Raw genomic sequence first — 23,578 nt, 5'->3', positions numbered from 1 at the left:
ATGAACAGATGTGCCTGGGTAGACACAGCTAACCGGTTATACGTCGATTATCATGACAACGAATGGGGAGTCCCTGTATATGATGATAAGATACTTTTTGAGTTTTTGATTCTGGAAGGAGCACAGGCAGGGTTGAGCTGGATCACGGTTTTGCAAAAAAGACAAGGGTATCATAAGGCATTTTCCGGTTTTGATGTACAAAAGGTGGCGTCATTTAGCGAAACTAACATTCAAAAGTTAAGAAATGACACCTCTATCATAAGAAACGAGTTGAAAATCAGGGCTACAGTCACCAATGCCAGGGCATTCATCAAAATTCAGGAGGAGTTCGGTAGTTTCAATGCATTTTTATGGTCTTATGTGGATGGGGCACCCATCTTCAACCACTGGAATAACATCAGGGAAGTACCTGTTACCACCAACGAGTCGGACAGGATCAGTAAAGAATTAAAGAAAAGGGGATTTAAGTTTGTGGGAAGTACCATCATGTATGCCTATATGCAGGCGGTCGGACTTGTCAACGATCACACGACCGATTGTTTTAAACATCCGGCCCATAATCGGAATGAGCTGATTTAAAGGGATTTAATGATCTCTTTTTTGGAAAGCCTGATACTCCACATGCCACAAAAATAATCAGGCTGGCCTTGCAGACTGTCTGGCAGGATTCCTGTTTTCTTCTCCGGCCGGGCTAACAGGCAAATCCTGTTTTTTGAGGTGATAGGCCTTGTAAAAAGCAGGTAGTCTGTTCCTGATCTTTGCACATTATCTTCTGATGGAAGGTTGTTTTCCATATTATATCGATATGCCTCCAGTAATTGTTTTTCAATATCCAGTGTATCGGCCTTCAGGCCTTCCAACCCGGTGCTAAACAAACTCAGGAAATGACCACTACGACGACTTAGAGAATCCAGCACGGGGATTACTACCTGGCTTAAAGGAGGATTAATTATCCATTTACTTGAATTCCGGTTATCTGTTGGAATTGTGTCATGATAATCATCCAGTTTTTTTATCACTATATACTCGGCCGTATTAACCAATGCTGAACCGGTTTGAAAAGCTGCATCCATTAGCTCCGGCTCAGACACTCTTTTAATTTGGCGGTCTTTCATTTCCTGTTTAATCTTCTCTCTGTCCACAGTTTTGTTCCCCTCAGTCGCGCAGGCCGCTAAAACAATCATCATCAAACACATAGAAAATTTACACATAGCGATAACTGTATGGGGTTAAGCACTTAATTTACTGGCAAAGTTAAATCTACCACAGACAATTCAAAAAAAAAAAGCCCTGACTTTATGAGTCAGGGCGTATAGAATAAAATTTTGTCTTCTATTTTTTGTAACTCGAAAGATCAAAGGACAAGGCCAGTACTTTGGTAACCTCTCCATGAGCGTTTTTCACCGGCGAATAATTACTTCTGATCCAGATGCTAGAACCATCCCTTTTAACCCGTTCGAATTCACCTGATTTCGTCTGCCCCTCATTTAATTGTTCCCAAAATTCCATGGTTTCAGCAGCCTTTCTTTCATCCGGGGGAAGCAATACCGAATGGTTTTTGCCTCTGATCTCTTCCAGCGTAAATCCAAATATGTTCAGAAATTGTTGATTCGCATCGATAATCTCTCCATTGGGCTTGAACTCCACAGAGGCCAGGGAATTGTTGATGGCAGTCAAAATACCCTGGGTTTCGGATTGACTGCGCTGCATTTCTTCTTGTGTGGCTTGTAACTCCTCCATATTTTGTCTCATCTCTTCCTCCTGTGACCTCATTTGCTCGGTCATTTCGGTGGATTCTTCCAGTAATCGCTGAGTTTTTTCGTTGATCTTTACCGAAGATACCGTGGAGGCAATGCTCTCGGCAATTTTTTCAACAAACTCTATCTCATACTGCTTGAATTCATTAAAAGAGGCTATTTCCAACACACCGAATACATCATCGTTGATTTTTAAAGGCACAATCAGAATGCTGGTTGGGCTGGCTTCTCCCAGTCCGGAAGTAATGGTAATATAATCTTCCGGAACCTCAGTAAGATAGACCGTATCTTTTTCAAGCCAGGATTGTCCGGTCAGGCCTTCACCAATGTGTACCCTTTGCTCCAGGTACTTTTTCTTGTCCCAGGCATAACAGGCCTTTAGCTCCAGGTATGACTCGTCTTCATCGTCGTTCACAATGTATAACCCACCCTGATTGCAATTGAGATATTTGACCAGGTTGGATATGATGTCATCGGATAACTTTTCAATATTATCATTGTTTTGACGCAAAATCTCACCGAATGTGGCCAACCCGCTGGTGGACCAGTTTCTTCTTTTGTCTTCTTCAGCTACCGATTTAAGGTTATCACGCATTTCAATTAATGAGTTACCCAGTACATCTTCCTCACTCAATGGTGTAAATTCAGCATCATAGTTGCCCCTTCCGATATTTTCCGCAAAGCTGGAGGTGGATTTCAGTCCATTGACAAGGTTTTCCACAGCCCCTGCCATCTCCCCGATTTCATCGTTGTTGAACTTCCTGGATTGATCGTCCGGCAAATTCCCCTGACCGAGCTTAACAATCACATTCTTGATATAATTAATTGGTTTTGTAATCGATCTGGCCATCAAAATTCCACCGACCAAACCCAAAATAACCACGATCACCGCTGATACAACAGCCATTTTCGTTAAACTGTCGGACTCAGCCCTGATGGTTAACTGCTGCTCCCGGTCGGTTTGCACAATGATATCACTGATTTTTTCCAGACTTTCCATAATGGCAGCAGACTGTGGAAGCACCTCACTTTCAATGGTTTCTGCTGCAGTCAGCTTGATAAACGGATCTTCATAATGATCGAAAGTCACCAATTGACTCATCACATTATCCCGCTCGGTTTTAAGCAAAGCCTCAAAATCAAGAAAGATCGAATCCATTTGCTGCTGTAAAGTGTCGATTTCCCACGATGCTTTTAATTCGTTGATTTGTTCCTTTAGATTGGGATATCCTACATTATGCAGATCTTTCAGCGCTTTTTTATCTATATCATTACTTTGAAGATAAACCCAGTTGGTAACCAACATCTTCGATTGTGTCACCAAATGTTTAAATTCCTGCAGGGCATTTACCGAAGGTCTTATATTGGTGGAGGATTTTTCAATAAGTTGGTTATTTTTACTGTTGGTAACTACCACAATGGTTGCGATTACCGCAAATATGATTATCAGGGAGAAAAACCCTAACAATATCTTGTTTCCGATACTGAACCTCTTTTTTTTCATAATTACATTACACCTTAGACAAAAAAATTATATCAATATAGCGAGCTTCGCCAATTCGGTTGATACTTTCAGATTTCTTTCTTCAGCGGCAGATTTATTCAATTCAAATTTTGGCTTCCCGTCGACTATCAGAAAGTTGATGCCGCTGCCATCCTTTCCCAAGCCCGGTTTATCGGTTATTATCAGTGTAGCCGTGCCGGTAAGGTTAGCCTTGCATTCTTCCAGCATACTGCTTTGTTCAGTGGGAATGTAAAGGATATGACACCTTTGAATGTCGCCTGGATTTTTATAGCTTACTATAGAAAAACGCTGACTCCCCACCTTCTTGCTGGCGGCCATACTTTTCAGGTGCCGCGTTACAGGCGAATTACCTAAGACGCCAATAACAAAATCACCCTTTTTGTACGCTGCCGGCCACTGAATAAATTTGCTGAAGTTATAAATGAATATCGAGTGGAATTTGTGGATATCCTGTCCCCTGACTGTTATGTTAAAAGCCAATAATACAATCAATAGCCCCAAAATTCTCTTTAGCATATACCTGAAAACTTTTTATAGTTATGGTTATTACAACTTTAATCACTCATACAACAACAAATGTAATAAGTGACTTAATCGGAAAGTGTGCAATATTTACGGAAATACTACACTAATGCTTTACAAGAAAATACTTTAATAAATTATTGAATAATAGCTTGTTTATAACCCGTTTTTTAAAATTCAAGGGCGGGTAATTAGGAAGGTCTTAAATGGTTAGCTTTAATTAGCAAAAATTTACGTGTATAATTAAACACGCATTCATTAACTTTGGAGGTGCAACACCAGATTTATGACTGATAAATTAGAAGAATTAAAAGCCCGGTTTGAGGAAGTGGGACAGCTTCTTGTGCAGCCAGAAACTATGGCCGACATGAAGGCGTATTCAAAATTAAACAAGGAATACAAAGACCTTGAGAAAATCGTTGTTAAATACGATGATTACAAAAATGTATTAGAGAACATTGAAAGTGCAAAAGAGCTGCTCTCTACGGAAAAGGATCCTGAATTTCGTGAGCTGGCCAAAGCGGAATTAGAAGAGCTGGCAAAAAACAAGGAAGGGTTGGAAGAAGCGTTGAAACAGTTATTGATTCCCAAAGATCCCAATGACAGCAAAAATGCCATTCTGGAGATAAGGGCAGGGGCCGGAGGTGACGAGGCAGCTATCTTTGCCGGGGATCTGTTTCGTATGTACCAGCGTTTTGCTGAAAAACAGGGGTGGAAAATGGTTGTGAGTGATTTGACAGAAGGCACGGCCGGCGGTTATAATAAAATTGTGAGCACTGTCACCGGAGATGAAGTTTATGGAATACTTAAGTATGAGTCAGGCGTACATCGCGTTCAGCGGGTGCCAGCCACAGAAACCCAGGGTAGGGTACACACATCTGCCGCCAGTGTGGCCGTACTGCCAGAGATGGATGACGTAGAAGTGGAAATCGACATGAATGATGTCAGAAAAGACACGTATTGCTCCTCAGGTCCGGGTGGGCAATCGGTGAACACAACCTATTCTGCTGTAAGATTGACCCATGCCCCAACCGGAATAGCGGTGCAGTGTCAGGATCAAAAATCACAAATTAAAAATTTTGAAAAAGCCTTGAGGGAATTAAAATCAAGAATTTACAACATTGAACTTCAAAAGCATAACGAGGAAGTTGGCGCACAGAGGAGGTCTATGGTAGGAAGTGGTGACCGTTCAGACAAAATACGGACTTATAACTATCCCCAGGGCAGGGTCACCGATCACAGGATTGGCCATTCGGTTCACAATTTGCCGTCAATCATGGATGGCAACATTGATGATTTCATAGAAAAGTTGAGAATAGCGGATAATGCCGAAAAAATGAAAGAAGGAAACTAATCATTGACTCCTTTTGAAAAACATCATTCAAGCGCTGCTAACAGCATTTATTGTTTTTGTCTCCTGTACACCGGAGGAAGAAAAAATCAGTTCAGGCAGTATTCAACCCCTGGTGTTTTCGACAGATACTGTAATCTTCGATACTATTTTCACCCAGATAGGAAGTATCACCAAAAGATTAATTGTTGGCAACCCCAATGAAAATGCCGTAAGCATCGGCTCCATTGCCTTAGCCGGAGGCAGTAATTCACCTTACACCATCTTGGTTGACGGAATGGCCGGTGATCGGTTTGAAGACGAAATTATATTGGGAAATGATAGTTTGCTGGTACTGGTCAGTGTCCTTATTGATCCGCGACAGGAAAACCTGCCCTTTTTAGTCAAGGACTCTATCGTCTTTACAACAAACAACATTTTGCAGGATGTTAAACTAATAAGCTACGGACAGGACGCCAATTTCCTGAATGACTCTATACTGGTGTGTAACGCCGTGTGGGATTCTGAAAAACCTTATGTTCTCAGCAACTCCGTTCTGGTTGACGCTCTGTGCACGCTGACTGTAAAAAAAGGAGTAAAGGTATTGTCAGACAATGAGTCCTTCATCTTTGTCAAGGGCAAACTGATTGTGGAGGGTGATGTGGAAAGTCCGGTGTTGTTCAGCAATTCCCGGCTGGATGAAGATTTTGCCAATGCCCCGGGGCAATGGGGTGGAATTATTTTTCTGCCGGGCAGCAAAGAAAATAAAATCAACTTTACCGCTATCCGGAATGCCCGGGTAGGATTGAATCTCGATACTTTTGACAATGATACATTGCCGGAAGTCGTCGTGAGCAACACCGTCATTGAAAACATGTCGGCGAGTGGTATCCTCACCATTGGCGCCGATGTATACGCAATCAACGTGCTCATAAACAACTGTGCCGAATTCATGACCGGAAATTTTGGTGGAGGATATCATACTTACATACATTGTACCCTCTCCAATAGCCAAAGTGATTTTTTCAGACAGAATCCATCGTTCACCTTTACCGATAATTTCAGTCAAAATGACCGCACACTGGTTAGTGACCTGGTGATAAATATCAATAACTCTATCATTTGGGGTGATTTGGATGAAGAACTACTGTTTGATGTAAGCGGAGGTACCGGCAGTGTATTGCTAATTGCTAATTCTATTCTTAAAACCAATCTTGAACTGGATATCAACAACAATCTGTTGAATGAAAACCCCCGATTCCTGGATCCTGCCAACTTTGACTATCGACTCGACACACTTTCGCCTGCCAAAGATGCAGGAATACCGGGTGACATATTATTTGACTTAGACGCCAATCCCAGGGACGAAAACCCGGATTTGGGGGCTTATGAAAGAATTGAAAACAATTAAACAATGGAATATTATCAGCAGGAAATAGCACTGCCCCCCTTCAAAAGAGGCTTTCATTTGATCACCCCCATCATTGAAAAAAATTTCAGGGCATTGCAAAAGCTCGAGATAGGTATGCTTAACATTTTCATCAAACATACCTCCGCAAGCCTTACTATTAATGAAAATGCCGACCCTACCGTCAGAATGGACTTTGAAAGTCACTTTAATCACATGGTTCCTGAAAATGCCCCCTATTATCGACACACGTTTGAAGGGCCGGATGATATGCCTGCCCACCTTAAAGCCGCTATATTGGGTAATTCATTGCATATACCATTGAGCAGGGGAAAAATGAATCTTGGCACCTGGCAAGGCATCTATCTTTGTGAGCACAGGGATTACGGAGGACCAAGAAGAATAGTACTCACTGCTTACGGCAAAACCAATTGAGCCCCACCCGGAATAAAAGTATAAAAATATCATTTTACTTACATCAAAGCCGGTTTTCCGGTGTAGTGTGCTTACCAATTGATCCTTTAAGGTATACATGTGTACCAACTAGCCCTCCCGATAATCATTTTTATATGTATTAATTAACAACAAATTTCATTATGTTCAGTAATAAGAAAGAAGTTAAACAGACTCAGGAAAGGCACCAGGAAAGCAGCTTATTTGGAAAGGGAAGCACCTTTACCGGAACCATAGACACAGCAGAAAACGTGCGGGTTGATGGTAAGGTGATTGGTACTATTAACGCCAAAGCCAAAGTGGTAGCCGGCCAGGATTCCATCATTGAAGGAAATATTCATGCAGAGAGGGCTGAAATCAGTGGTGAAGTCAAAGGGGATATTGAGGTTACCGACATTTTAATTCTCAGGGCCAGTGCCAGAATTCATGGTGACATTTTTACCGATAAACTGATCATGGATGAAGGCGCCTCGTTTAACGGAAAATGCCAGGTGGGTGAGCAGATTAGAGAAGTAAAGCTTAGAAGAAATGACGAAGAAAACGACAGCGGAAAGAAGCTCAACGGGAATCACAATGGCACCAAAACTGACTATATATCAGTCGCAGGTTAAACCGGCAATGATCAAGGCATAACTTCAAATCTATCAATAATAAACCGGGGCTCAGGCCCCTTTTTTATTTCCGGCTGTAAGTTGCCAACCTCCTTTTTTTCGGTATACCTCCTGTATACCGGTTTTTTGCATTTGTCTACCGCTCGTACCCCACATAGGGGTCATCCAAATTAAATCTTATACGTTTAATAAGGTGACCATTAAGGTTAGAAACCATTAACTCGTGAGAACTCAAAACGAATAATTCAGTTATGCAAAAAGAGAGCGGGAAAATTACAATAGGTGGTATTATTTTTTATGTGGAGATCTCCGGCATTGAATTGCTATCGAAGTACATGGCATATCCTGAAATTATGCGGAAGAAAAAGGCATATGAAAATCATCTTGCCGAGGTATTTTTAAGGATACTGGAGAAAAACAGGGAGATCATCACCACCCGTGACATTGTCAAGATCTTAAATAACTGCGACAAGGTGGGACCGGATCATTGCCTGGAAGGAGAAAACAATTGATTTATGAAATCATCCCAGGTCACAGTATTTCTACGAGCTGATAGAAATCAAACATAGTTACCCTGAAAGCTTCCCGGTCTTGTTTGGATCGAAGCAAGGGTATTTTTTGACCTTGATTTAGCCAGTATAGGTTATGTTCTTTAAGAATATGTTCATATATGACGGCAGTAATGGTGAATTGTGTGTCCTTATTTCCTACACTAAATTCTTCGCTACCCTCAAAACCTTCCCCCTCCCAGACCAAAGTAATATTTTTAATATCTGCTAACTGATTGCCGGGTTCAAGAAGGATGTATGCCTCATCAAACCGCCAGTTTAGTACAATTGCCAGGTTTAACTGCGGCACATCGGTATCCCTGGAACGGGTTTTTATTCTGTAAACTTCCAGTTTGGACTCGGTCATTTCCTCCCTCTCGTAATATAGTGCCCTCACATTCTTAAAAAAAAGCTCTGATGGATCAGTGGTTTTATAGGAAGGTTTATCCTTATCGATTATTTTTTCATTGTCAACAATGCACTGAACAAATAACAGGCAAAACATCATTAACGCCGCAGGAAATTTATAATTTATCTTATCATTCATATATGCTTTAACAACCAAAAAACTGTCAATGTTTTAATTGCCGAACAACTCCAATGTCATTTTCATTTGATTTCCAAGAGAATTAGTTGGAGCAAAAAAACCAGCCAGGGACATTTAACCTTCAGTCACAAAGTGGATTTGATGCAGGTGGCATTGGCAGTCTCCTCACTGGTCTGGCAGGAAAGCCCAATAATGAATCGGCTTTTGATTTGACTGATGTGACCGGTATGGTCACAGGAAAAGGCGAGCAGCAAAATGATACGGGAGACATTGCCGGTAAAATTCCGGGCAAACTGTTTTAAAAGCCATACCGGGTCTGCTAATCAGATTCTATCGTACATCTATCCTGGTCTCAACTTCATCAACAGGCTATCAATCACAACTATGTGGGTATCTGTATGATCCTTTTTACCAGATATTTACCATTACCAGGTATCTAACTACAAAGGTTTTTTGTTGTTTCCGGACAATTTGAAGTTAAGCCTTATTTTTTTGCCTGATACCTCTTCCAGAAACGGTTTTAAAAATTGTCTGGCGCTGACCTGGGTTTGTGATGTAATACCCGAGTCCAAAGCCGCTTTTTTGATTTGCTTTTCAGCATTTCTGTATACTTCTTCCACAAATCTTCTTTCCTCTTCATCGGTAGCCAAATATCCGGTTTCGAGATCATAAATCCTGGAATTTTCCAGATCGATTTTATAATAGCACAATTCGGGTGGAGGTAGATGGATGACCAGGGAATCTTCAAAAACACCAATATCTTCGACCGATAATTTCGTGAGATCAACACAACCGACTGCTTCCCCTGTTGTGATCAGCGCTGCCTTCATATCCGGACTGTAACTACGCAAAAATATTTTCCACTGACTGGTATTTTTGACTTCTGTTATCTCCTTAAACCGATATCTGACCAACTCAAGTCTTCCTAAATCCTCGAGCTTTTGCAAAACGACATCATGTTGAATTTGGGTGTTTTCATCTTCACTCGGGGGATAAAAAGGCAACCTGCCAGTAATCAAAACCCAGACCGCCACTGTCAATAACAGCACCCAGGGCAGGTTTTTCAATATGATTCTCAGTAATATATTAATCATGGTTATTCGCTAAATCCATGGAGAATTTACTTAAAAATATGCAAGACCAATTACAAATAACGAATAAACAACAAAAATATATTAACAGGTCGATTGAGTTTCAACCTTGGGTGAAAAGCCTGTCAGGCCGCATCGGCCAGATAATTAGCGACAGCTTGTTTTTTAAACAGATTCCATTCGGAAAGGCTTAGTTTACCTTTACCAATCAATAACAATATGGTTCTGATTAGTTCCTTTTTAAATCCGTAATTGATGGTGACATGCTCGCACAACGCCATTTCGCTTTTCTCCAGAATGTTATCCACCAGCATCATCCTTACAAGATCGTAAATCTGGTCCAGGCGTTTATTCGGGTCTTCCGGCATTTCCAATGCCAGAGGTGTGTAATTTTCTATGATTTTTGCAATTTGCCAACCTTTCAACCCATACTTCTCACCCACGGTGTACAACAAACTTCTTTCGCTCGGATGAAGCTCCCCGTCAATGTAAGCCAAGGTTACCAGATTCCTTAAATGCTGTTTTTTGTATTTCACGTATTGATGTTCAAAAAAACCTATCATAATCTGTTAAATAAGGGTAGTTCAAAAATTTCTTAACCTTAAATATAGCCAAAAAGCCGGCTAAAAAGGAACTTTTTCAACATTTTTTTGCATTAAATTGAGAAAGCAAGAGTGTTGAGGCAATTAGCTGATTGACTGTCAAACAGGTAAATATAAATAGTTAAAGCAGGGGTTCAAGTGGTTATAACCCCTTTGTTTTAGTCGGCTGTTTTTACTTCCGTTTCTATCGACTCGTCTTTTGCCGGTTCGGCCGGTTGTTTCTGGTCTTCGGCAAAAAACCTCTTTTGCATGAGCAGGATAATGGCTACGCCAATAAAAATAGAAGCATCCGCAATATTGAAAATAGGCCATAAAAACAAGTGTTTACCTCCCCAGACCGGTACCCACTCGGCCACATAGCCCGACCATATATCGAGGTAAAACATATCGACAACTTTACCATGAAACCAAGGTGTGGTGGCATCGGCGGGAGCGTTGTTAAGAAGTACCCCATAGAACGTACTGTCGATAACATTGCCAATGGCACCCGCCAGGATCAGTGCAACACACCATATAAGCCCCTGGTGAACCTGTTTCCTGGCCAGGACAAGAACGTAGTAACCAATAGCAATCATGGCAAATAGCCTGAAAAAGGTAAGCAGAAACTTACCATACTCCCATTCAATCTGGATGCCGAAGGCCATGCCCGGGTTTTCGGTATAGTGAATCTTAAACCAGTCACCAAACACGACAATCTCCTCCCCCAGCTCCATATTAAAATGAACTATTAGTTTGACAACCTGGTCAAGAATTATAACCACTAAACTCAGCAAATAATATTTATAGTATTTCACTTTGACTCTATTTACCTAAAAATTAAACATCGATCTTCACCAGCAGTTTTAACTCATCCATTTCCAGAAGTTTTCCATCAACCAGGTCTTCTTTGATATCAAGACTAAGCGCCTGCGTTTCACGACAAATATATTCTTTATTAACGAGCAATGCATCATTAATCAATGCTTCGTTTTTCGCAATGCTTATCATTATTTTATCCTGAACTGCTAATCCCATATCTTTTCGCAAATTCTGTACCCTGTTAACCAAATCCCTGGCGATACCCTCTTTTTTTAAATCTTCGGTAATGTGGACATCCAGGGCCACTGTCAGCCCTCCGTCACTTGCAACAAGCCAGCCAGGAATATCTTCCGACATGATCTCTACATCATCGATGTCAACGTAGATCGTTTCATCATCCACATGAATTTCCAGCGGGCTACCTTTCTCCAGCACACCGATTTCTTCTTGCCCGAATTCTTTGATAGCGTCAGCAATATGTTTTACTCTGGCCCCGTATTTCTGGCCGAGTTCCCTGAAATTAGGTTTTATTTTCTTTACAATCACACCAGCGGTATCATCTATGTATTCAACCTTTTTCACATTGACTTCAGTCTTTATCAGATCCTCCACCTCATGGATCATTTCTTTTACCTCGGGATCCAGTACAGGAATCAAAACCTTGGCCAACGGTTGCCGCACTTTGATTTTTTCTTTTTTCCGCAAAGAATGAACCAGAGAGGATATGTTCTGGGACAATTTCATTTTTTCTTCCAGCGTAATGTCAATAAATGCACTCTCGGTTTGGGGAAAATAGCCTAAGTGCACTGATTCCAATTGTTCCTGGCCGCTGGTATTATTCAAATCCAAAAATAACCTTTCCATATAAAATGGTGCCATAGGGCTGCCGAGTTTTGCCACAGTTATGAGACAGGTATACAGCGTTTGATAAGCCGCCTGTTTATCCTCCGTGTAATCCCCCACCCAGAATCGTTTCCGGTTGAGCCTCACATACCAGTTGCTCAAATCATCGATGACAAAATCCTGAATAGCCCTGCAGGCCTTGGTAGGTTCGTAGGCCTCCAGGCAATCATCGACCATCAGTATCAGACTGTTGAGCCTGGAAATAATCCACCTGTCGCTTTCAGGCCTACGGGCCAATGGAATTTCCTCTTCTGCAAAAGTAAACTGGTCTAAATTTGCATACAAGGCAAAAAATGAATAGGTATTGTGCAGGGTTCCAAAAAACCTCCGCTGCACTTCTTTGATACCTTCCTTGTTAAACTTCAGGTTGTCCCAGGGGTTGGCATTGGCAATCATATACCATCGCGTGGCATCCGGACCAAATGCTTCCAAGGTTTTAAACGGGTCAACCGTGTTATTTAAACGTTTGGACATTTTGTTGCCATGTTTGTCCAGCACCAGGCCATTGGCTATGACATTTTTAAAAGCTACATTATCAAACAGCATCCCTGCGATGGCATGTAAGGTAAAAAACCAACCACGAGTCTGATCTACTCCTTCGGTTATATAGTCGGCAGGGAAGTTTTGTTGAAATATTTCTTCATTTTCAAAAGGATAATGCCATTGTGCGTAGGGCATGGCTCCGGAATCAAACCATACGTCAATCAGGGCCTCTTCACGATACATTTCCTGGCCTGATTCACTTACTAATACAATGTTATCGACATAAGGCCGGTGTAAATCAAAATCGTCACCGATTGGCTGATCCATAAATCCGGCACGGATGGACTTCTCCACCTCGGTTTTTAACGCTTTGATCGATCCGATACACTTTTCCTCTTTTTGATCTTTTGTCCGCCAGATAGGTAAAGGGGTACCCCAAAACCTTGAACGGCTCAGGTTCCAGTCCACCAGGTTTTCCAACCAATTACCAAACCTTCCGGTTCCTGTGGAGACCGGTTTCCAGTTGATAGTTTTGTTGAGGTTTACCAATCGATCCTTGTAAGCGGTGGTTTTGATAAACCAGGAATCCAACGGGTAGTAAAGCACTGGTTTATCTGTACGCCAGCAATGCGGATACGAGTGCTCATACTTCTCAACTTTAAAAGCCTTGTTCTCTTCTTTCAGCTTAATGGCGATTAATACATCGGTGGATTTGTATTCCGGATCCGATTCGTGCTTTCCTTCATAATTTTTGACATACATGCCGGCAAAATCAGTGATTTCTTTGACAAATCTGCCTTTTTTATCCACGATCGGCACATAATTACCCAGCTCATCCTTAACCATCACCCCGGGGATTCCGTGTTGCTCACAGGTTCGAAAATCATCCGCACCAAAAGTTTTGGAGATGTGCACGATACCTGTACCATCTTCGGTGGTAACATAATCACCGATTACCACCGTGAAGGCAGGATGTGGTAAAGGAACATAAGGCAACAGTTGCTCATAGACCATCCCTTCCAGATCAGCGCCAGTATAACTTTCCACTACCTTGTAGGGAATCAATTTATCGCCAGGCTGGTAATCTTCGATACTTAAACCTTTGGTTTTTTCGCTGAAATACGCCTTCATTCTCTCTTTGGCCAGAATTACGTTCACTGGTTTGTAGGTATACGGATTGAAGGTTTGAACCTTGACATACGCTATGTTCTTACCGATTGCCAGTGCGCTGTTGGCCGGAAGTGTCCAGGGCGTGGTGGTCCAGGCCAGAAAGTAATCATTTTCAGTATTTTTGATTTTAAACTGGGCAGTAATCGAGGTGTCCTTCACCATCTTGTAGCACCCGGGCTGATTCAACTCATGTGAGCTCAACCCGGTGCCCGCTGCCGGGGAATATGGCTGTATGGTATAGCCCTTGTAAAGCAGACCTTTGTCGTAAAATTTTTTCAGCAAATACCATAATGACTCCATATAGTCCTTGTCAAAGGTGAGATAAGGATTATCCAAATCCACCCAATAGCCAATTTTTTCCGTCAGGTCATCCCACTCGTCCTTGAACTTCATGACGGCTTCCCTGCACCTTTGATTGTATTCTTCGATCGTTATTTTTTTACCGATATCATCCTTGGTAATTCCCAGTTCCTTTTCTACCTTGATTTCAACCGGCAAGCCATGTGTGTCCCATCCGCCCTTCCTTTTTACCTGATATCCCTTGAGCGTTTTATATCGGCAAAATACATCCTTAAGGGTTCTCGCCATTACATGGTGAATGCCAGGTGTACCATTGGCCGATGGCGGACCTTCATAAAAGGTAAAAGTTTCACCGCCCTCCCTGCTTTCTATGGATTTATTGAAGATGTCCCTTTTCTTCCATTCCGAAAGCACCTCTTCTGCCATACCTGCCAGGTCGATAGCTTTATATTCTTTATATTTCACGATATTTGATGTTTTCCTTTTTGATACCAGCGTAATGATAAAGATTTTTTTTGACTGATCAGCGAGAATCAACCAAAAGACGAAGGCGCAAATTTACAGAAGAAATCACAAATAATTAGCCCGTTTCACCCATATTCTGTATACGTAAATTCCAAAATAGATTTAGGCTTCACCCTTTTCGGTATCTTGCAGTTGTTTTACAGAGGCACTTCCATTGCTGGCACCTACACGAATCAGTGATAAGTCAATTTCCTCATCCTCATCCTCCTGGTAAAACTTTTCATACTGTTCAATCAACGGATGAGTATCTTTTTTACGTTTTCCGTCATCGAAGGTTAAGAGTAATGCGGGAAGAACCGTGAGATTAGTAAACATGGCAATAAGCAAGGTGGTAGAGGTTAAAACTCCCAGCGCAATGGTGCCGCCGAAATCAGACCCTGAAAAAATAACAAAACCTGCAAAAAGTACGATAGAGGTATAAATCATGCTGGCACCGGTCTCCCGGATACTTTTGGTAATAGCGATGGGAACAAAAAAGTTGTTGGAAAACAGTTCCTGCCGGTATTTTGCCAGAAAATGGATAGAGTCATCCACAGAAATGCCGAAAGCTATGCAGAAAATTAAGGCAGTGCTCGGTTTAAGTGGAATATCAAAATAACCCATAAGTCCACCGGTTATAATTAATGGTATCATGTTCGGAATCAGCGAAATGATAATGATTCTGAAATTCCTGAATAATATACTCATGATCACAGCGATAATAAGGAACGCCAGAAATAAGCTCGCCCTGAGATTTTCTATTAAAAACCGGTTTCCCTTTATAAACAAAGGTGTAGTCCCGGTTACAGTTACTTGGGTCGTTGAGTCAGAAAAAATTTCATCAATTTTAGGTTGAATGACATGATCCACCAGCGAATCCATTTTCTGAGAGCCAATGTCTGCCACTTTTAAAGAAACCCGCATTTTTTGTCCGGTGGAATCCACAAAAGAATCCAGAAGGCCTGAATTATCGGTTTCATCATTTAAATACGAAAAGATAAAACTGCGCTCCTGATTATTGGGTAACTGATAAAATTTGGGATTGTTGTTGTAATATGCCTGTTTAGAAGCTTTCACAAAACTAACGATGGAAACCGGGTTGGAAATATCATCCAAATTGCCCAGAAACTCCTCTAATTCTGCTACTTTCCTCAAATTCTTTAATCGCATGACGCCCTTCTTTTTGCCGGTGTCTACTACCACCTCCATAGGCATAATCCCACTAAAATTTTCTTCAAAAAATACCAGGTCTTTCTTTATTTTACTTTCCTCGGGAATATCATCGACCAAATATGATACTGAATCGAGTTTATATAAACCATACAATGAAATGCCCACAATAATGGTAGTGACTATATATACAAGTGACCGGTAGTTATGTACAAGCCAGTCTAGCAAACTCAGGATTGAATCGAGGGGTTTAAAGCCCAGGTGTTTTAACTGACGTTTACTGGGAGGGGGTAAATATGAAAAAACCGCCGGTATTAAAATGATACTTACAAAGTAGGTCGCAAAGATGTTTATACCCGCCACAATTCCAAACTCCCTCAGTATTTTTATATCTGTAAAAGCCAGCACAATAAAGCCGATGGCTGTAGTAAAGTTTGTAATCAGCGTTACCAGCCCTATTTTTCTTACCACCCGGCTTAATGCTTTCATCTTGTTGCCATGAACACTGTACTCCTGGTGATATTTATTCAGTAAATAAATACTGTTTGGGATACCGATGACCACGATAATGGGTGGAATCAGTCCCGTCAACAGGGTGATCTTATAACCAAGAAGCGCAATGGTTCCCATCGAGCAAATCACCATTACCCCGATGATGATTAAAGGAAAAACCACCGCATCCCATGATCTGAAGAACAACAACATGATGCAGCCGGTCACCACTACAGACAAGACTAAAAACATATTTAGCTCCTGCCTGACCTTGCCGGCAACCGTGGATCGAACAAACGGAAGCCCGGCATAATGTAATTCGATTCCTGTAAACTCCGTAAAGGCATCTCCCAGGTCTACCACATCCTGTACAAGAACCTGCCTTTTCTCCGAATTAAGTACATCCCTGTTGATAGCAACCAGTATGATTGTAGCGCCGTTATCCTGGTTAACAATCTGTCCACTGTAATACTTCAGGTCGCTGGCCTTGTTGAGCAGGCTATCCAGGGACTCCTGGTCTTCAGGAAAAGGGTCAAAAAATGGCTGAATGTCAAATTTTCTCTCAGCCTTGTTTCTGGTTAAATATTGTATCCGTGGGAGTGACAAAACATTGTTAACGCCCGGTAAGGAAGCCAGCTCATCGTTCAGGTACTTAAAACGTTCAAAATTTTGCAGTCGATAGATCGCACTATCCAATATTCCGATGGCAAAAATATTTCCGTCTTCACCGAAGGTTTGCTTGAATTGCTCAAAGTAAACCATGTCGGGGTCGTGTTCGGGCACAGTTTTGGCAAAGTCAAAAGACCACTCTATTTCCCTGGATTTAATAGCCATAAAGGCCGTAACCAGCGCTAGAAGGATGAGAAGGTACAGCCTGTATTTAATGATGATATGCGCGATCTGAGTCCACATTTTCAAGCAAGGGCACAAATGTAATCATTTTTCATCTTTAAAGAAGGGCTATTTTTGTTAATTAATGTAAGTGTTAATACGTATGATATGAATCAACAATAATTTTGCCAGAAGTAACAATTCTATAACGACAAATGTTTTGTCAATGCTATTCCCATTGGAATTAAAGATAGCAAATACCCACAAATTATTTGCTACATCCTAAAAATTAGTTGGAAAACCAGATGGTAAAGTAATACCTTTTATTTTCCGGTAAAGACTTATCGCAAAAGAATCCGTCATTCCCGAAACAAAATCGATCATATTCATGATCAGGGTGTATTCCTGATTGTTTTGGTCCGGGGGCAATTGAAAGATCTCTTTGGGCAAAAGTCTGACAATACTTTTATCCCGGCTGGTACATTGCGATGGTTCAAACTGAAATCTGAAAGATGCGGGTAAAAATCTTTCCAGCAAACCGTTGATCACCTCGAAACCAGCGGCTTCAGTTTCCATAACGACTCTGGCCCGGTAAATACATCGGATGGATAAACGGGAGATTTCTTCCAGTGTTTTCCGGGCAGGTATCAGATCGGTTAATGCCTGGTCAAAGCTTCCTGACAACATGGTGGTTTCGTTGGCTTCAAAGATCTCGATACACTGATCGATAAGAATACCAATTGAAATGGCCCTTAACAGGCTGATCCGCTCATTGACATTATCGATGCGGTTAAGTTTTGCTTCATCGAACTTTGGACCCAGGATGCAGGCAAGGAGTTCTTTTGTCTCCTCATAGGTTACCAGGCCCAGGCGACACCCGTCCTCAAGGTCTATAATACTATAACATATATCATCGGCTGCCTCTACTAAAAAGGCCATGGGGTGCCTGCACCAGACCAGATCCTCCTGACTATCACGCACTAGTCCCACCTCATTGGCCAGTTGTTCAAAGAGGTGTTTCTCAGCCTGAAAAAATCCATACTTCTTATGGCTTTTCCGATATTTATCAGGCTTTTGAATAAGTGATTCCCTGGGGTATTTGGTGAAAGTGGCCAAAGTAGCCATAGTAAGGCTGAGTCCCTGATAAGATCCTTTGTTTAGAATTCTGAAACCTTGTGCATTTCCTTCGAAATTACAGAGGTCGGCCCATTGTTTTTCATCGACTTTAGCCCGGAACTGACCGGCCTGAGGATTATTTCTAAAAAAATCGCTGATGGCATCTTCACCGGAATGGCCAAAAGGGGGATTGCCCAAATCGTGGGCCAGTGAAGCCGCCGCCGCTATCGCCCCGAAATCAAACCGGCTTAGCGCATGTCCCGACAATTCCGGATGCCTGCCAAGGATTATTTCCCCCGCCTTTCGCCCCAGGCTTTTACCTACACTCGAAACCTCCAGGCTGTGGGTAAGCCGCGTATGAACAAAATCATGCTCAGGCAAAGGAAATACCTGGGTTTTGTCCTGCAACCTTCGAAAAGGATGCGAAAACAAAATCCTGTCAAAATCCTGTTCAAATGCACTTCTTAATTCATTTCCTTTACCCGATGCCTTACTTTTTTGGCCAAACCGGTGTGGGGAAAGTAACTCGAACCAATTCATTGGATAAATTAAAGTAAAAATGAAAATAAAAATGAAAATAAAATTTGCATTTTTATTTACCTAAGCCGCCACACTCATATACACCTCCAGCGGATCTTGTTGCAACAATCCCGCCATTGTATGATACAACCTCGGGTGATGTGCGAGAAACTCCTCCGGTTTCTCAAAAAAAGTTTCTACGGAAACTGCGAAAAACTCCTCTTCATTATGGCCGGCATATTTTCTGAAAAAATTGTCCTCTCCGTTTCTGATTTTTTCTATGATCTGATACGACAATCTCTTGTAGGCATCCAAAAGTTTTTCATTCAGAAAACTACGGTTCCTGTTAACAATTTTATCTTCCAAATGCAAGGCATGGGCCATCTCGTGCAATCCAAGGTTGATAGCACTCGTAGGTTGTTCGAAGCCCTCCAGAAAGTCTTTCCATGACAGGGCAATGGTTCCCCATCTTGGATTAACTTCTCCCTTGTGATAGCGGCGGTTGACAGTGGAGTAGTAGGAGTTGGGATAAATTAAAATCCTGTTGAAATGGGTAAGATAAATTTCGTGCAAGCCGAAGGTAAGCTGTACAGCCGATGCAGAAATCAATACCTTCATTTCATCCGAAACCTTTTCCAGATTTCTTGGGATGAAGTGCTTGAGACGTATGAAGCGATTGACCCTTTTCTCAAAATCAAGTTTCTTTTCAGGACTCAGCCTTTGATAATAAACAAAATAATCTTCCAGGATTTTGCGGTATTCACCGGGCATGGGGCGCATGAAATAAAAGATGTCTCTGGCAATGCTTACCGACAGCGCCAAAAGGATAAATATAGGGGCGATTACTGAAATATATGCTAACAAGTCTCAAACAGATATAATTAACCCGATAATATGTATACCTTTCAGGCCGAAAAGATAACCCCCTGAACCTCGATTTTTTTTTTGAATGTAGTATTAATGGAAAGATTAAATCATTAAGGGCCTGATTACACGTGTAATCGCTGAAATGTCTTACTGAAAGTTACCAGCCCGCCAATTTTGGCATGCAATGCTGCAATAGCCACCCTTTCCTGCTCCATAGAGTCACGATGCCTTAGCGTTACCGTATCGTCGACCATGGTTTGCGAATCTACGGTAACACAAAGCGGTGTACCTATGGCATCTTGTCTGCGGTATCTTCGGCCAATGGCATCTTTGAAATCGTATTGGCAATTGAAATCATACTTCAGGAGGTCCAGGATTTCCCTGGATTTTTCGGGTAGTCCGTCTTTATTGACCAGTGGCAGGATAGCCACTTTTACGGGAGCCAGTACGGGTGGAAGTTTAAGCACTGTTCTTTCGCTGCCATCTTCAAGCACCTCCTCCGTGTAGGTCGAAGAGAGCACCGCCAGAAACATACGATCCAAACCAATGGAGGTTTCAATCACATAGGGAACGTAACGTTTGTTTTCCTGGGGGTCAAAGAACTGTAACTTTTTCCCGGAGTATTCTTCGTGGGCTTTCAGGTCGAAATCGGTTCTGGAATGGATACCTTCCAGTTCTTTAAAACCCATGGGGAAATTAAATTCAATATCGCAGGCAGCATTGGCGTAATGAGCCAGATTAAGGTGGTCGTGGAATCGAAAATTCGCCGGATCGAGGCCCAGTGCGAGGTGCCATTCCAGCCTCTTTTCTTTCCAGGATTCGTACCAGGTCAGTTCTTCGCCCGGTTTAACAAAAAACTGCATTTCCATCTGCTCGAACTCCCGCATCCGGAAGATAAATTGCCTGGCGATAATTTCATTTCTGAAAGCCTTTCCTATCTGGGCAATGCCAAAAGGAATTTTCATCCGGCCGGTTTTTTGTACATTCAAAAAATTTACAAATATCCCCTGGGCCGTCTCTGGCCTGAGGTATATTTTGCTGGCTCCCTCTGCGACCGATCCGAGCTCAGTGGCAAACATCAGGTTAAACTGGCGTACATCCGTCCAGTTTTTTGACCCGGACACCGGGTCGGCAATACCCAATTCTTCAATCAATGCTTTAAGATCGGCAAAATCTTCATTACCCATGCCTGTCTTAAACCTCTGATTGATGGCATCGATGTTTTCCTGGTATTGCAACACCCTGGGATTGGTACTTCTGAATTGATTTTCATCAAAGCTGTCTCCGAAACGTTTGGCGGCCTTGGCTATTTCTTTTTTGATTTTCTGCTCGATTTTGGCGATATGCTCTTCAATCAACACATCTGCACGGTATCTTTTTTTTGAATCCTTATTATCGATGAGCGGGTCGTTGAAAGCATCTACGTGGCCTGATGCTTTCCAGGTGGTGGGATGCATAAAAATGGCAGCGTCTATGCCAACAATGTTTTCATGCAACTGTACCATCGATTTCCACCAGTATTCCTTGATATTGTTTTTCAGGCCCACACCATTTTGACCATAATCATACACAGCACCCAGGCCATCATAAATCTCACTGGAAGGAAAAACAAAACCATACTCCTTTGCATGGGAGATGATTTTTTTTAGCATGTTTTCTTTATCATTGTTTGCCATAGCCGCAAATATAACTTGTCTGTTTGAAAAAGAATATTATTTATCGAATCTAACGGTTACATTTTCCAGGCTTTCGTTGGAGCCGACCAGAGAAACAATGTCGCCCAACCGCAACCTGGTATAGCCATGAGAGATAATCATATGGCCGCCCCGGGTTACGGAAAGAATGATTACATCCGCTGGCAGGCGCAAATCGCGGAGTGCTACCCCATGCAGATCAGGATCCAGTACCTCCAGATCGATGGTTCCCTGGTCTTTTTCCATACCCAGTAGCAATGAGGTGGCCTGGGGTGACCTGACAAAGTCAAACAGCAGATTGACTATAGCAGTGGACGGGTCAACGACTTTGGCGCCTAATTCGTGAAAACGGTCAAAATTACCACGATCATTCAAACGTACCACCACATCCCTTGTTCCGATCTTTTCATATATCAGTTCACAAATCTCGTAGTTTTCCTCATCTGTCAGTAACAACACTATGGCTTCTGATAATTTTGCATCCAGCTCTTCCAGCGTATTCTCATCGACCTTGTCAGGAATATAATGAATATCCAGATCGGTGACTCCCAAATCATTCAGATCTTTTTTCTTGGTAGCAATTTTTACCTCCCATCCATGTTGTTTTAATTGTCTGGCAAGGGTAATGGATTTGTTTTCCAGCCCAAATATAATGGCATCCCTTATCCCGTCGAATTCCTGATTACCTGCCCGTCGATGCCCCTCTCCGATTTTGTCGATAGACCATTTAAACAACGGGGGGCCAACTATCTGGTTCAATACAATTACAGCAATCATAATAGTGGCAAATTCAGGGCCCCAGCCAGGATATTTGGATGAGATGATTGTAACCAATCCCAGACTCACTCCGGCCTGGGTGACATAAGGCATCCAGGCAATCCTGTTAAAGCTGAAGGGATCCCCGCCCAGGGTGCCCCCTACAAAAGAGGCTATCACCATAGCAATTAACCTGATGGCAAACAAAGCCAGGGCAATTTCCCATACATGAGCCAGTATATCCACAGACAGCGAAGCACCGGCGAGAATAAAAAATGCCGAATAGACAAGGTGGCTTATCCTGTTAAGAATTTTCGAAAACTCCAGGCGAAAGGCCGTAAAATTGGTTACAATGAAGCTCCCAATGATACAAATGACCAGCGGCTCAAGATATACTTCAAATGGCAAATATTGTGTGCTGATGTCTTTAACATAATGCGCTACCAGATATACGCCATATCCGGTAAACAATATCAAAATGGTTTTGGCAGCCGGCTCTGCCTGAAGCGACAAAATTGTTGTCAGCAGTCTTCCTATCAGGAAACCCATTCCAAATGAAACGGATAACTCCACTAACAAAAGCAGGATAAATCCAAGCTTCAGCTCTTCACCGGTAATGAAGGCATCGCCAAATGCAAAACAAATAGCAAATAACACAATCACCAAAACATCTTTTAAGACGGTTACACCCAGGGCGGTTTGTGTAAACGGCCCTTTCGCCCGCATTTCGTTGATGACAGCAATCGCAGATGATGGTGACCGGGCCACAAAGATAGTAGCAGCCAGGAGCGCTACAGCCATCTGGCTTTGTACCGGCATATCCTGCATAAACGGAATGTTTGACGCTAAAAAATAAACGCCGAGCCCCCCCAGGACAAAAGTCACCACCAATTGCCCAAAGGTCATCCAGATAATGCTTTTGAATCGGTGTCGTAATTCCTTCATATACAATTCCGAACCTGCGGCAAAAGCAATGTAGGCCAACGAAAAGTCATTAATAAATCCAAGATTTCTGACTGATTCTTTGGTAATCAGGTTCATAAAAAACGGTCCGCAGGCAATACCCATGAAAAGCATCCCGGTAATCAGGGGTAACCTGAATTTTAAAAAAATGCGGGACATCCTTAAGGAGGCTACGGTTACAACAAAAAATCCACCTACAAAAAATAAAAGTTGCCAGTAATTCTCCATACGCATACAGTAGTGCAAAAGAAACTTTATCAAAAACCTGGTAAGTTATTCATCTTTTTTCACATAATCAGACCTGTGAGATGATTTAATTTTTAATTTTCGCGCCATGCGCAGCTAACCCCTCATAATCCTTTTTTCGGCTTTTCTTCAAACTTCATAGGCCAAATGACACAGTCAATGTGCCCGATTAAAAAGACTCCCTATTGCACGTGGATAGTCAATATAAATATTTTTATTGACAAACCTTAAATAATTACATAATTAATAGGAAGGACACACCACAGATTTAAATATAAAATATTGAAAATCAATAATATGTAATCTATTTTTACATTTTAGTGACCGGAATGTTAAATAATATTATTTCCAGTTGAATCGTAAATCAGAATA

20 protein-coding genes are annotated in these 23,578 nt (G+C 41.9%); 7 read left to right on the top strand and 13 right to left on the bottom strand.

What is annotated here, in order from left to right; genetic code table 11:
* Positions 1-579 (top strand): DNA-3-methyladenine glycosylase I, encoded by a 579-nt coding sequence (locus tag AC04NP_RS18970; protein WP_482861506.1) that lies wholly within the window; start codon positions 1-3, stop codon positions 577-579.
* Here AC04NP_RS18970 and AC04NP_RS18965 read toward each other — a convergent pair.
* The 3 genes from AC04NP_RS18965 to AC04NP_RS18955 all read right to left on the bottom strand — a co-directional run bounded on the left by AC04NP_RS18965 (position 576) and on the right by AC04NP_RS18955 (position 3,798).
* A complete protein-coding gene (locus tag AC04NP_RS18965) occupies positions 576-1,187 on the bottom strand; it encodes a hypothetical protein (RefSeq protein ID WP_482861505.1) in 612 nt (203 codons plus the stop codon). The genes AC04NP_RS18970 and AC04NP_RS18965 overlap by 4 nt on opposite strands.
* Positions 1,188-1,332: 145 nt before the next feature.
* A complete protein-coding gene (locus tag AC04NP_RS18960; RefSeq protein WP_482861504.1) occupies positions 1,333-3,261 on the bottom strand; it encodes a PAS domain S-box protein in 1,929 nt (642 codons plus the stop codon).
* Positions 3,262-3,288: 27 nt separating this feature from the next.
* Positions 3,289-3,798 carry a YfiR family protein gene (locus AC04NP_RS18955; RefSeq protein WP_482861503.1) on the bottom strand — a complete coding sequence of 170 codons (510 nt, stop codon included), beginning with the start codon at positions 3,796-3,798 and terminating at the stop codon, positions 3,289-3,291.
* Between the two features lie 292 nt (positions 3,799-4,090).
* Here AC04NP_RS18955 and prfA point away from each other — a divergent pair, with 292 nt between their 5' ends.
* From prfA to AC04NP_RS18930, 5 genes are all read left to right on the top strand, one after another.
* Positions 4,091-5,158: a peptide chain release factor 1 gene (gene prfA, locus AC04NP_RS18950; protein WP_482861502.1), complete on the top strand. Its 1,068-nt coding sequence runs from the start codon at positions 4,091-4,093 to the stop codon at positions 5,156-5,158.
* Between the two features lie 13 nt (positions 5,159-5,171).
* A complete protein-coding gene (locus AC04NP_RS18945; RefSeq protein WP_482861501.1) occupies positions 5,172-6,545 on the top strand; it encodes a right-handed parallel beta-helix repeat-containing protein in 1,374 nt (457 codons plus the stop codon).
* Between the two features lie 3 nt (positions 6,546-6,548).
* Positions 6,549-6,977, top strand: coding sequence for a secondary thiamine-phosphate synthase enzyme YjbQ (locus AC04NP_RS18940; protein WP_482861500.1), 429 nt, complete (start codon positions 6,549-6,551; stop codon positions 6,975-6,977).
* A gap of 161 nt (positions 6,978-7,138) precedes the next feature.
* Entirely contained in the window at positions 7,139-7,606 is a 468-nt protein-coding gene (locus tag AC04NP_RS18935; RefSeq protein WP_482861499.1) for a bactofilin family protein, read from the top strand.
* A gap of 251 nt (positions 7,607-7,857) precedes the next feature.
* Positions 7,858-8,118 carry a hypothetical protein gene (locus AC04NP_RS18930; RefSeq protein WP_482861498.1) on the top strand — a complete coding sequence of 87 codons (261 nt, stop codon included), beginning with the start codon at positions 7,858-7,860 and terminating at the stop codon, positions 8,116-8,118.
* A gap of 19 nt (positions 8,119-8,137) precedes the next feature.
* On the opposite strand, the gene AC04NP_RS18925 is transcribed toward AC04NP_RS18930, so the two are convergent.
* Positions 8,138-8,701: a hypothetical protein gene (locus tag AC04NP_RS18925; RefSeq protein ID WP_482861497.1), complete on the bottom strand. Its 564-nt coding sequence runs from the start codon at positions 8,699-8,701 to the stop codon at positions 8,138-8,140.
* 86 nt (positions 8,702-8,787) lie between these two features.
* On the opposite strand from AC04NP_RS18925, the gene AC04NP_RS18920 reads away from it, so the two are divergent.
* On the top strand, positions 8,788-9,003 hold the full coding sequence (locus AC04NP_RS18920; protein WP_482861496.1) for a hypothetical protein: 216 nt from the start codon (positions 8,788-8,790) through the stop codon (positions 9,001-9,003).
* A 138-nt stretch (positions 9,004-9,141) separates the two neighbouring features.
* On the opposite strand, the gene AC04NP_RS18915 is transcribed toward AC04NP_RS18920, so the two are convergent.
* The 9 genes from AC04NP_RS18915 to AC04NP_RS18875 all read right to left on the bottom strand — a co-directional run bounded on the left by AC04NP_RS18915 (position 9,142) and on the right by AC04NP_RS18875 (position 23,188).
* Positions 9,142-9,795, bottom strand: a complete 654-nt coding sequence (locus tag AC04NP_RS18915) for a DUF4230 domain-containing protein (RefSeq protein ID WP_482861495.1) — start codon at positions 9,793-9,795, stop codon at positions 9,142-9,144.
* Positions 9,796-9,917: 122 nt separating this feature from the next.
* Positions 9,918-10,328 (bottom strand): hypothetical protein, encoded by a 411-nt coding sequence (locus tag AC04NP_RS18910; protein ID WP_482861494.1) that lies wholly within the window; start codon positions 10,326-10,328, stop codon positions 9,918-9,920.
* Positions 10,329-10,552: 224 nt separating this feature from the next.
* Positions 10,553-11,188 (bottom strand): lipoprotein signal peptidase, encoded by a 636-nt coding sequence (locus tag AC04NP_RS18905; protein WP_482861493.1) that lies wholly within the window; start codon positions 11,186-11,188, stop codon positions 10,553-10,555.
* Between the two features lie 22 nt (positions 11,189-11,210).
* Positions 11,211-14,513 (bottom strand): isoleucine--tRNA ligase, encoded by a 3,303-nt coding sequence (ileS, locus tag AC04NP_RS18900; protein WP_482861492.1) that lies wholly within the window; start codon positions 14,511-14,513, stop codon positions 11,211-11,213.
* 162 nt (positions 14,514-14,675) lie between these two features.
* Positions 14,676-17,126 (bottom strand): efflux RND transporter permease subunit, encoded by a 2,451-nt coding sequence (locus AC04NP_RS18895; RefSeq protein WP_482861491.1) that lies wholly within the window; start codon positions 17,124-17,126, stop codon positions 14,676-14,678.
* A 201-nt stretch (positions 17,127-17,327) separates the two neighbouring features.
* On the bottom strand, positions 17,328-18,701 hold the full coding sequence (gene dgt, locus AC04NP_RS18890; protein WP_482861490.1) for a dGTP triphosphohydrolase: 1,374 nt from the start codon (positions 18,699-18,701) through the stop codon (positions 17,328-17,330).
* 60 nt (positions 18,702-18,761) lie between these two features.
* Complete coding sequence (locus tag AC04NP_RS18885) at positions 18,762-19,544, bottom strand: zinc-dependent peptidase (protein WP_482861489.1); 783 nt, start codon at positions 19,542-19,544, stop codon at positions 18,762-18,764.
* Positions 19,545-19,669: 125 nt separating this feature from the next.
* Entirely contained in the window at positions 19,670-21,223 is a 1,554-nt protein-coding gene (locus AC04NP_RS18880) for a glycine--tRNA ligase (protein WP_482861488.1), read from the bottom strand.
* 36 nt (positions 21,224-21,259) lie between these two features.
* Entirely contained in the window at positions 21,260-23,188 is a 1,929-nt protein-coding gene (locus tag AC04NP_RS18875) for a monovalent cation:proton antiporter family protein (protein WP_482861487.1), read from the bottom strand.
* Positions 23,189-23,578 lie beyond the last annotated feature (390 nt).

It is taken from the genome of Agaribacillus sp. DX54 (genome assembly GCF_056858335.1).
The sequence above is the reverse complement of the archived record's forward strand: the minus strand, read 5'-3'. Positions and strand labels throughout refer to the sequence as shown.